We start from the raw sequence: 10,179 nt of genomic DNA, 5'->3' as shown, positions 1-10,179 counted from the left end.
CGGAGTGTCCCCGTGACCCTGCCTCGCACCGAGCTCGACCTGCTGCTCGCGCACCGCGTCGGTACCCGGCTCGATCTCGATCCCGACTCGCTGGCCCGGCACCTGCCGCTGCTGGAGGACGTCGTCGCCACCACCGCCAACGGCAGCGCGCTGATCACCGAGCTGGGCACCTACGCCCCGCCGACGTTCGCCGGGGAGGCGTTCGCCGTCCGGGCGGGGCTGGTGAACCTGCGGCTGTCCCGCAGCGCGGTGTCGGCGCTGATCAGCACCGCCCCCGACGACGACTCCCGGGAGCCGGCCGGACTGTGGATGTTCGACGCCGACGGGACCGCGGTGCACCGGTCGCACCTGGTGTCCGAACCGGCGGCGCTCGTCGTCGACGTGATGGCCCTGGCGCCGCGTTCGCCCGGCCCGGCAGCCGAGCCGCCGGCCCTCCCGGACGACCCGGGCGAGCTCGACCATCTCGGCCTGCTCGACCTGGTCACCACCGGCGACGCGGACCTGCTGGACCGGCTCGCCCGCCCGTCGGTGCCGCCGTCGGGGTTCCTGCCCGTCGTCGAGCTGCTGTGCGCGCTGTGCGAGCACGGCGTCCCGGTCGGGTTCGCGGTGCCGAACCGCGGATGCCTGCAGGCGACGGTCGGGCGGGTGGACCACGTCGAGACCGGCGACGTCGTCGGCGTCGTGTCGGGTCCCGCGCAGTTCGCGTTCGGCCCGGGCGACGTCGCCGAACTGCGGGTCGTCCGCACGCACAGCGTGCACGGCCCGGTGTCGACGGTGCTGCTCACCGGCGTCGACGGCGAGTGCCTGGGGCTGCTCGGGCAGCTCGGCCTGCCGCCGGCCGACGCGGTCGCGGCGTGGGAGCAGATGGTCGCGGACGTCTTCGGGCGGCCTCGCTGATCACGATCGGGTGACGGCTGAACGCCGGGGGCGGCGGGTCCGTAGAGACCGGCATCAAGGATGAAAAAGTCAGAAAGGACTCCGAGATGCGTCGCACCCTCCCCCGCCTGGCCGCCGTCACGGCCGCGAGTGCCCTCATGTTCGCCGCGACCGCGGGCATCGCCATGGCCCAGGAGACGGAGGTGCCGGAGCCGGACACCTTCACCAGCATGTACACCGTGCTGGCCACCCCCGACACCATCATCAACAACGACGGCGAGTCCGTCCCGGGCGAGCCCGGCGCGACCGGTGAGTTCAACTTCCGGATCAACAGCGACGACGAGATCATCTGTTACGACATCACCCTGCGCGGGGTGACCGGGGAGTACGAGAGCCCGGCCAAGACCGCGACGCACATCCACGAGGCGAACGTCGGCGAGCCCGGCCCGCCGCGGCTGGCGTTCCCGGACCCGAGCGGTGAGGGCGACACCCGCACCTCGTCGGGCTGCCTGCAGGGCCCGTTCACCACCGGTCTGGAGGGCGACAACGGTCAGGACACCGCGACCGGCTTCACCCTGAGCCAGATCGAGGCGAACCCGGCCGGCTTCACCGCCGACACCCACACCGCGGACTACGCGGCCGGCACCGTGCGCGGCCAGCTGACCGAGGTCCCGATGGGTGGTGTCGAGACCGGTGCCGGTGGCGCCACACACGACGCCGCGATGTACGCGATCGGTGCGGCCGGGCTGGCCGCCGCCGCCGGGGCCGGCGTCGTGCTGGTCCGCCGGAGCCGTGCGCAGGGCTGAGCACGCGCGTGACCGGCGCCCGGGACCAGTGCTGTCGGCACTGTTCCCGGGCGTCGTCGCGTTGCTCCTGATGCTGACGGCGTGCGGCGCGCCCGCCGCGACCGACGCGCCGGACGCGCCCGAACCGCCCACCGCGCCGATCACCCAGGAACCGGTCGTCGCGGAGCAGGGCGAGGTGCTGCCGACGTCGCTGCGGATCCCGGCGATCGGGGTGGACGAGCCCGAGCTGCTGCGGCTCGGCGTCGCCGACGACAACACCGCGGAGGTCCCGCAGGACTTCTCGCGGGTCGGCTGGTTCGACCGCGGCACCAACCCGGGCCCGACCGTCCTGCTGGGGCACGTCGACTCCCGGGCCGGGCCCGCGGTGTTCTTCGACCTGCGCGATCTCGGGCCGGGTGACGTGATCGAGGTCGGGCGCAGCGACGGCACCGTTGAGGAGTACGTCGTCGAGCGGACCCAGCAGATGCCCAAGGACGAGTTCCCGACGTTCGAGGTGTTCGGCGCCACGGCGAGCGACGTGCTGCGGCTGGTCACCTGCGCCGGCGAGTTCGACCGCGGGGAGCGCAGCTACATCGACAACCTCGTGGTGCACGCCCGGGCCGGGTGACACCGTTGCAGGACGCGCCGTGCCGGCCGGTTACGTCGCCGATGCCCGGATCTGCCGGACACTGATCGAGTGACGTCGCCGAGGTCGAGTACACGGTCCGGGCCGGGGGACCGGCCGGCCGGTCCCGCGGCGTCGCTCCGGGCCCGGCTGGCCCGGCTCGGCCGGGTGCCCCCGCTGCACCTGGTGCTGGGCGTGACCGGGGTGCTGCTCCTGGTCGGCGTGGTGATGGTGCTGTCCGCGTCGGCGGGCGGGCGCACCGTCGCCGACGGGATGGTGCTCACCGTCTTCGTCCGGCACATCATCTTCCTGGTGGTCGCGATCGCCGCGTTCGGCCTGGGGATGGTGGTCCGGCCGTCGTGGCTGCGGGCCTGGACGCCGATCCTGCTGATCGCCTGCGTCGCCGCGCTGATCGCGGTACTCGTCCCGGGGATCGGCGAGGTCCGCGGCGGCGCCCGGCGGTGGATCTCGGTCGGCGGGTTCACCGTGCAGCCCGGCGAGGCGGCCAAGGTGATCGTGCTGCTGTGGGGCGCGCATGTGCTGGCGCTGCGCGGCCGCACGGTGCGGCTGGCGCGCTACGCCGTCCTGCCGCTGGTGCCGGTCGGGCTGCTGATCGCGGCGCTGCTGATGATGCAGCCCGCGCTCAGCACGACGGTCGCGCTCGGCGTGATCGTGCTGGCGCTGCTGTACTTCGCCGGGACCCCGCTCGGCCCGCTGGCCGCGATGTGCGGCGGCGCCGTCGCCGGCGCCGCGGTGCTCGGCCTGACCTCGGGGTACCGACGGGACCGGATCACCACGTTCCTCGGCGCCGGTGACGAGCTCGGCGCCGGCTACCAGTCCCGGCAGGCGCTGCTGTCGCTGGCCGACGGCGGCGTGTTCGGCACCGGCCTCGGCCAGGGCCGGGCGAAGTGGGACTACCTGCCCAACGCGGCCAACGACTTCATCTTCGCCGTGATCGGCGAGGAGCTCGGGCTGCTCGGCGGACTGCTGGTGCTGTCGCTGTACGCGCTGCTGGGCTGGGTGGGGCTGCGGATCGCGGCGCGCACGAAGGACCCGTTCCTGCGCCTGACGACGGCGGCGACCGCGACCTGGGTGGTCGTGCAGGCGGCGATGAACGTCGGCTACGTCGTCGGCCTGCTCCCGGTGACCGGGCAGCAGCTGCCGCTGGTGTCGGCGGGCGGGACCGCGCTCGTCAGCACCCTGTTCCTGCTCGGGTTGATGGCGAACGCGGCCCGCCGGCTGCGGTGAGCCCGGCCGGTCAGGTGGCCGTCAGGTCACCGCGCAGCACGGTCTCGCCGTAGGCGTCGAGCACCTTGAAGCCGGACGCGTCCGACCGCAGCACCGACGAGTTCAGGTTGCAGATCATCGGGTTGTCGCCGGTCCCGATGAACTCGCCGGCGCCGACCTCCCGGCCGTCGTCCGCCTCGACCACCACCCGGTAGGTGGAGCCGGCCCGGAACCCGTCGGCGTCGAGCACGATCTCGACGCCCCAGGTGTGCGGGATCGCGACCGCGGTGGCCTGCACCGCCGGGTCCATGGCCTGCACCGCGACCGGCTCGCGGGGGATCCCGTCGTAGTCGCCGACGGCGTAGCCGAGGACCCCGCCGACCAGTACCGCGACCGCCGCCGCGGACGCCACCGGCAGCCACCGAGGGCCCCGTCGCGGTGCCGCACCCTCCGCACGGGCGGCGGACACGATCCGCTCGCCCAGGTCGGGCGGCGGGAACGGTGTGTGGTCCAGCTGCGCCGGATCGACCCGGCGCAGCGCGGGCAGCACGGAGGAGATCTCCGCCAGCTCGGCCCGGCAGTCCGCGCAGCCGTCCAGGTGCGCCTGCAACGTCGCCGCCTCGTCACGGGGCAGCCGCCCGATGGCGTGGTCGCCGAGTGCCTCGCGCAGGGCCCGGTGCTCGTCCGGAGTCACGGTTCCACCCCCATCTCGTCCATCGCCAGCCGCAATGCCTTCAACCCGTAGAACACCCGGCTGCGGATGGTCCCGACCGGCACCCCCGCCTCCGCCGCGATCTCCGCGTGCGGGCGCCCGCGCAGGTACGCCTGCACGATCGCCTGCCGGTGCTCCGGCCGGAGCCGTCGCAGCGCCTCCTCGACCAGCCAGGTGTCGACCAGAGCGTCCTCGGCCGGGCCGATCGAGTCCCGTCCGGACTCGGGCTCGTCGGTGAGCTGCTTGCGCCAGGGTCGCACGTTGAGCCGGCGGATCTCGTCGACGACCACGTTGCGCGCGATCGCGAACAGCCACACCCGCAGGCTCGCCAGCGACGGGTCGTAGGAGTCGGCCCGCCGCCAGGCCCGCAGGAACACCTCCTGCACCGCCTCCTGGGCGCCGCCGTCGTCGCCCAGCTGGCGCAGCGCGTAACGGTAGATCTCCGGGCCGTGGGCGCTGTACGCGGCCCTGAGCCCGGCCTCGGTGTCGAGCCCCGGGTCCGTCGGCGGAGCCTCCGGAGGGGAGCCCACGGACCGCAGCCCGCGTCTGCGCGCCATCATCGGTGTCCGGAACCTCCTGAACGTCCTTGCCCGGATGTTCGTACGTACCCGGGGTCGGGGATGTTCAGTGCTTCGGAGTGGGATACGCTCGCAGACGTCCGATCGGCAGGATCGGGCATGCGGGCGTAGCTCAATGGTAGAGCCCCAGTCTTCCAAACTGGCTACGCGGGTTCGATTCCCGTCGCCCGCTCAAGTAGGTCTACCAGCGGAAACGGCACCCACTCCCGATCTTGGGAGGGGCGCCGTCATCGTTGTCGTGCAACTAGCGTGCAATTAGCTGTCGTCGTGCTCGTCGTGCTGGACCAGGTCGTTGAGGCGGCGCGCGATGGCGCGGTCCCGTTCGCTGGTGGCGTGTTGGTAGATCAGGGCGGCCCGCATCGAGCCGTGGCCCATGCGGTGCATCAGCTCGCGGGTGCTGGCTCCGGCCGTGGCCGCGAGGTGGTTGCCGGTGTGGCGCAGGTCGTGGAAGTGGAAGCCGCTCGGGAGGCCGGCCGCGACGACCGTGCGGGTCCAGGCGGTGGCGCGGTGGAAGTTGCCTCGGCGTAGCGGGCCGTCGCGGTCGCCGGTGAACACCAGGCCCTCTGTGCCTTCCTCGGCGTACTCGGCGATGTGCTCGCGCAGCTCGGTCACCAGCACGTCGGGCAGGGCGACGGTGCGAGCCCCGGCCACGGACTTGGTAGGCCCGGCTTCGATCTCTCCGTTCTTGTGCTCGGCCAGGCGCCGGTAGACATGGATTGCTGCGCCGTCGAGATCGATGTCGCAGCGCCGCAGAGCCACCAGCTCACCCCAGCGGAGTCCGGTGAACGCGGCCGCGAGAACGAGGACCCGGAAGCGGGGAGGCACCAGCCCGGCGAGCCGGTTGACCTGTGCGACCGTCGCCGTCGGCCGCTCCGGGGTCCGGTGCTGGCCCGCGCCCTTGATCCGGCACGGGTTGCGCTTGATCAGCCCGTCGTCGACGGCGGTGTTGAGGATGGCGCGCAGGAGCCGGTAGGCCTTGGCGGTCCGGTCCTCTGACCGTCCGTTGTTCAGGAGAGAGGACCGCCAGGATCGGACGCGGTCGGTGCTGATCTGGCCGAGCGGGTAGTCGCCGAGGTACGGAGCCAGGTGCAGGGCCCAGAGACTGGCGTACTCCTCGCGGGTCCTACGGCTGATCTTGTGCTCGGCGATCCACTGCTCAGCGAAATCACGCAGCGGGACCCTCCCCAGAGCCGGGTCGGTCCAGTCGTCGCGCAGCAGCTCAGTCTCGACCGTCGAGAGCCACTGCTCGGCCTCGCGCTTGCGGGCGAACGTGTCGGGTGCAGTTCGTCGTCGACTATCGGGACCGAGGTAGGAGGCCTGGTAGCGCCCGGACGGCAGCTTTCTGATCAGGCCGAAGCGGCGGTGTCCGGGGCGGTTGCCGCGTGCCATCAGCTCACCTTCCGAAGCTGTCGACGCACGGCGGAGGCGTCCACGGGCTCGACCCGTCCGGCCTGGACGAAGGCCTCAAGGTCGATGACGCGGAGCCGGACGTGCCTGCCCATGTGGTGGAAGGCGACACGGCGCTCGGCGATCAGCCGCCGGACGAAGCGCACCGAGGTGTTCAGGTAGGCCGCCGCCTCGGGCACGGTCAGGTAGTGCGCGGTCATGATGTCTCCTTCCGGGCTCGCGTGGTGCGCTGTTCGCGTCGTCGTTCGGCGATGCCGAGTGCGATCTCTCGTTCGGCGTCGTTGCGGTGCCCGATGTGCACAACGGCCCAGTCGTTGACCACCAGCACCGCTCCGGGCTCGGTGGGGGTGTCGAGGGCGGCGAGGGTCTCCCCGAGGCGGTAGGTCCGTCGGTCGCCGCGGATCGCGCCGAAGGTGGTCGAGTAGGCGCGGGACTTGGTGAGGAAGTGGCCGCGGAACCCGAGCATGTGTGCCCACCGGCGCAGGTTCAGCCCCTCGTACTGCTCTTGGCCGCCGAGCTCCCACGCGGTCTCGATCAGGCGTCGGTGGTGCGGGGTGATGTCGAGGTGGTCGAGGTGAGCGATGTCGCGGATCGGGCGGTCGGTGGCCTCGGACTTGCCGGTGCCTTTGGTGGCGTACTTGGCCACGTAGGCGGCCAGCGCTGAGTCGGTGATCTCTCCGTCGTCGTTCTCCAGCGCGGCCGCAGTCGTGGAGGTGATGGGTCGGATGTCGACCTGGGTGCCCCACGCCAACGTCTTCGGGGTGCCGTCCGGCCGGTCCACGGTGAGCGAGACGTCGTGGGCGGCGTCCCGGATCGCGGCGTGCAGAGCGTCGGCGGTGATCCCGGCCGGCGGCGTGGTCCAGGGCCCCTCGGGGCCGTCGAGGCGGACGACGGCGTGGAAGTGCACGAGTCCGCGGCGCTGGTACTCGGCGACCTTGGCGTAGGACAGCCGGGCGTGGTCGCGGAAGTCGCGGACCCTGACCCCGAGGGCCTGGGCGAGCAGGCGGCGGAGTCGGATGGCGAAGCGGTTCCAGAGGACTCCGGAGTGGGCCTGCCAGAGCACAGCGCCGATGTAGTCGTGGGTGTCGGGATCGAGGGCGCAGCCGATGCGGGGGTCGTCGCGGTGGTGCTTGTCCCCGCAGCGGCAGGGGATGACGAGGCCGCGGGCGGTGACCCGGCGGGTGTGGACCGGCCCGAACGAGGGCGCGGTGAGCGTGACGAACAGCCGCGGGTGGGCGGCGGCGGTGTCGGGGACGCCCTTCCCACCGGCCATTCCGGAGCGCAGGAGGTGGTAGGCGTCGGAGGCGTAGCGGTCCGAGCACGCGGGGCACACCGACGCTCGGCGGTTACCGCAAGGGGCCAGGATCTCCCCATCCCGCTCGGCCAGGACAGTGCCGGTGGCGCGGTCGTAGATCCGCGAGGAGCCGGTGAGATGGATGGGGGCGGCGCAGCCGCCGATGGCGGTGACCTCACGGCGCCAGGTCTGGAAGCCGTCGGAGCGCAACAGGTGGGACAGGTCGTGGTCATGCTGGGTGGTCGTGGCAGCCGTCATCACGGCATCCCTCCGAGGGACGAGGTGAGTGGGATGTGGGTGGCCCCGGCCCCGCCGGGAGCTGGACTCGCGCGGCGGGGCCGGGCCGGATCACCGGGTCAGCGGCGGTAGAGGCGGTGCTCGTGCTCGATCTCGACCAGCCCGGGCGTGTAGCCGTGGTAGCGGGCCAGGAGCCGCGCAGCGGCCCGGTAGGACGATGCGTGGCCGACGGTGGCGCCATGGTCGTTCTCGACCCGGTAACGGCCGCCGTCGCGCAGCACCGTCCCGCCCTGCCCCGTGCTGCCGAGGCAGACCAGCGCCTTACCCGGCGCGACGACGTCGACGCCGATCACGCCCGTGGAGCGCTGCGGCGCCTTCTGCGGCTCCGGCGTCGGAGTCGGTTCCGGGATGGGGCGCAGGTGGTCCCAGCGGGACACCATGTCCCGTGTCGCCTTGGGCACCAGGACCGAGCGGGCCGGTCCTTCGGAACCTGCGTGGTGGACGTTGTGGGTGCCGCCGAGCCGCAGGTGTCCGGTGTCGAGGAGCTGGGCCACCGTATCCCCGTCGTGGCGGGCGACGGCGTCGGCGCAGCCGGGTCGGGCCAGGTCGGCGCGCAGCACGAGTCCGGTGCGCTCGATAACGAACAGCCCCGGGTCCTGCGCCAGGCCGACGACGCGGGCGACCTCGCGCGGGTCCTGGGTCGCGGCGGGGCCGTGGTCGGTGGTCTCGACGGTGACCGGGTCCCCGAACAACGCACCCTGGACGGTCCCCGTCATGGGGACCACCACCAGGTAGCGCGGGCCTCCCATGACCACTCACGAGCGAGCTGCCGGACCACATACCACTCCGCCACGACCGCGCCGCCCGCGAGGATCCAGAACCAGCCCGAGGCCGATCCCAGGTAGAGCCACGTGCCGCCGACGATCAGCGCGAAGAGCAGCGTGAACCTGGACCAGGTGCGTAGGACCCATGCGGTGGTGGTGCCCATCAGGCGGCCCCCCGCTCGGTGTCGAGGTCGATCACGTCCGCGTCCGGCGGTGGGGTGCAGCGCTGGACCAGTTCGGTGATGTCGTCGTCGGAGACGAACGCGGCCCGGAACCGGACCGGCAGGCGCGATCCCTTGTCGATGACGAACCCGATCCCGGCGTGGCGGGCGTCGCCGGGGATCTCATCGGCCAGCGCCCCCCGCTCCCGCGCGCCCTCGCCCAAGACCATGTCGACGTGAGAGGCAGCGGTGACGCCCAGGCAGATCCGCTGCGCGAACAGCTCCCGGACATCCACGACGTCCTTGGAGGGCTCCTGCAGGTAGCCGTGGACCGCGAACAGCGACGCCCGACCCTGCGTCATCACCTCCGCCAGCAGGCGCAGTGCGTCGCGGACGCTGGTGCGGTCGCCGTAGGCGGTGAGCATGGCCATCTCGTCGATGACCAGCAGCTCCACCGGCGTCCCGGCCGACGGGGTGGCGGCGCGGATGTTCTGGTCGCGCATGTCGTCCTGCCGGTCGCGCATCGCGTCCCGGAACTCGGTCAGCAGCTCCAACGCGGCCGGCATCGAGATGGCGTAGCGGTGAAATAGCGGGGCGCCCTGTTCGGTCTCCACGCCGCCCTTGAGGTCGACCATCCAGACGCGGACGATGCCGTCGCGGATGCAAGGGCCGACCCCGCGCAGGGTCGACCAGAGCACGGAGCCCTTGCCCGCTCCGGAGGCGCCGGCGACCAGGCGGTGTCCGCCGATGACGGGGGCGGTGAAGGGCTCGCCGCGCTCGTTGTCGCCGATCTCCACCGCGCCCAGGTCGACATCCTCAGTGGCCTCGGGGATGTCGGGGGCGGGGATCGTGCGGGTGAAGGGCAACTCCCACTCGATGACGATCGCCACGACTCCGGGTCGGTGGCGGGTGATCGCCACCCGGTGCGCGATCAACGCTTCCCAGAGGACCGAGGAGCGTTCCTGCCAGTAGGCGACGTCCTGTCCGCGGACCATGCGGACGTAGACGGTGTCGATCGACGCCGAGGACGACCGGACCCGCAGGACCCGGGGCACGAGCTGGTCGCCGGTGTGGCGGTGCTCCTTGGTCAGTCCGGTGTCGGACATGAGCTGGGCCCAGCGGCGGCCGCGGTAGACCGTCCAGCGCCGCCATGTCGCGCGTAGAGCCGGTGCCGCGAAGCGGTCGAAGCTGGCCGGGTGGGCACGGCCCCAGACCGCCACCGCGGCGACCAGGATGCCGAGCCCCAGCCCGGTGACGAGCGGGCCGAGCATCAGCGCGAGGCCCAGGACGATCAGGGGGACGGCGACGAACCCGGGGTGACGTGCGGTCCAGGCCAGCGCCTGGAACTCCCGCCCCGGCGGCCGAGACGCACGCCCCGCATGTGTGCGTGCCGGGCCGTTGATGCGTGTTGCGGTGCTACTACGCTTGTTCACTGCTACCAGTCCTCACGAGA

The 10,179-nt window shown here is 72.5% G+C and carries 12 protein-coding genes and 1 tRNA gene; 5 read left to right on the top strand and 8 right to left on the bottom strand.

The annotated features are described in order from the left end of the window. The first annotated feature begins 12 nt into the window (after positions 1 to 12). The 4 genes from ABZ881_RS13160 (at position 13) to ABZ881_RS13145 (ending at position 3,534) form a co-directional block, all read left to right on the top strand. Positions 13 to 897 (top strand): hypothetical protein, encoded by an 885-nt coding sequence (locus tag ABZ881_RS13160; protein ID WP_358484334.1) that lies wholly within the window; start codon positions 13 to 15, stop codon positions 895 to 897. Between the two features lie 86 nt (positions 898 to 983). Next, positions 984 to 1,682: a CHRD domain-containing protein gene (locus ABZ881_RS13155; RefSeq protein ID WP_358484332.1), complete on the top strand. Its 699-nt coding sequence runs from the start codon at positions 984 to 986 to the stop codon at positions 1,680 to 1,682. A 28-nt stretch (positions 1,683 to 1,710) separates the two neighbouring features. Continuing rightward, positions 1,711 to 2,289 carry a class F sortase gene (locus ABZ881_RS13150; protein WP_358484330.1) on the top strand — a complete coding sequence of 193 codons (579 nt, stop codon included), beginning with the start codon at positions 1,711 to 1,713 and terminating at the stop codon, positions 2,287 to 2,289. Between the two features lie 69 nt (positions 2,290 to 2,358). Beyond that, a complete protein-coding gene (locus ABZ881_RS13145) occupies positions 2,359 to 3,534 on the top strand; it encodes a putative peptidoglycan glycosyltransferase FtsW (protein WP_358484328.1) in 1,176 nt (391 codons plus the stop codon). A 10-nt stretch (positions 3,535 to 3,544) separates the two neighbouring features. Here ABZ881_RS13145 and ABZ881_RS13140 read toward each other — a convergent pair whose 3' ends face one another. Together ABZ881_RS13140 and ABZ881_RS13135 are read right to left on the bottom strand one after the other, a co-directional pair. Continuing rightward, positions 3,545 to 4,207: a zf-HC2 domain-containing protein gene (locus ABZ881_RS13140; RefSeq protein WP_358484326.1), complete on the bottom strand. Its 663-nt coding sequence runs from the start codon at positions 4,205 to 4,207 to the stop codon at positions 3,545 to 3,547. Beyond that, positions 4,204 to 4,755: a sigma-70 family RNA polymerase sigma factor gene (locus ABZ881_RS13135; protein WP_358484325.1), complete on the bottom strand. Its 552-nt coding sequence runs from the start codon at positions 4,753 to 4,755 to the stop codon at positions 4,204 to 4,206. The genes ABZ881_RS13140 and ABZ881_RS13135 overlap by 4 nt, the downstream gene beginning before the upstream one ends. A gap of 149 nt (positions 4,756 to 4,904) precedes the next feature. Here ABZ881_RS13135 and ABZ881_RS13130 point away from each other — a divergent pair. Further along, positions 4,905 to 4,975 (top strand) — tRNA-Gly (locus ABZ881_RS13130). A gap of 83 nt (positions 4,976 to 5,058) precedes the next feature. On the opposite strand, the gene ABZ881_RS13125 is transcribed toward ABZ881_RS13130, so the two are convergent. The 6 genes from ABZ881_RS13125 to ABZ881_RS13100 form a co-directional block, all read right to left on the bottom strand. Beyond that, positions 5,059 to 6,192, bottom strand: coding sequence for a tyrosine-type recombinase/integrase (locus ABZ881_RS13125; protein ID WP_358484324.1), 1,134 nt, complete (start codon positions 6,190 to 6,192; stop codon positions 5,059 to 5,061). Next, entirely contained in the window at positions 6,192 to 6,410 is a 219-nt protein-coding gene (locus ABZ881_RS13120; protein WP_358484321.1) for a helix-turn-helix domain-containing protein, read from the bottom strand. The genes ABZ881_RS13125 and ABZ881_RS13120 overlap by 1 nt, the downstream gene beginning before the upstream one ends. Next, positions 6,407 to 7,762 carry a replication initiator gene (locus tag ABZ881_RS13115; protein WP_358484319.1) on the bottom strand — a complete coding sequence of 452 codons (1,356 nt, stop codon included), beginning with the start codon at positions 7,760 to 7,762 and terminating at the stop codon, positions 6,407 to 6,409. The genes ABZ881_RS13120 and ABZ881_RS13115 overlap by 4 nt, the downstream gene beginning before the upstream one ends. Positions 7,763 to 7,860: 98 nt before the next feature. Then, on the bottom strand, positions 7,861 to 8,517 hold the full coding sequence (locus tag ABZ881_RS13110) for a hypothetical protein (RefSeq protein WP_358484317.1): 657 nt from the start codon (positions 8,515 to 8,517) through the stop codon (positions 7,861 to 7,863). Next, on the bottom strand, positions 8,514 to 8,729 hold the full coding sequence (locus tag ABZ881_RS13105) for a hypothetical protein (protein WP_358484315.1): 216 nt from the start codon (positions 8,727 to 8,729) through the stop codon (positions 8,514 to 8,516). The genes ABZ881_RS13110 and ABZ881_RS13105 overlap by 4 nt, the downstream gene beginning before the upstream one ends. Continuing rightward, the gene (locus ABZ881_RS13100) at positions 8,729 to 10,159 is read right to left on the bottom strand and encodes an FtsK/SpoIIIE domain-containing protein (RefSeq protein ID WP_358484314.1); all 1,431 of its coding nucleotides are present in this window, start codon (positions 10,157 to 10,159) and stop codon (positions 8,729 to 8,731) included. The genes ABZ881_RS13105 and ABZ881_RS13100 overlap by 1 nt, the downstream gene beginning before the upstream one ends. Positions 10,160 to 10,179: the final 20 nt, after the last annotated feature.

Origin of the sequence: Pseudonocardia sp. NPDC046786 (assembly GCF_040645415.1) — a bacterium.
Classification (GTDB): Bacteria; Actinomycetota; Actinomycetes; order Mycobacteriales; family Pseudonocardiaceae; genus Pseudonocardia; species Pseudonocardia kongjuensis.
Note: the sequence above shows the minus strand (reverse complement) of the source record. Positions and strands in the feature narration are given on the sequence as shown.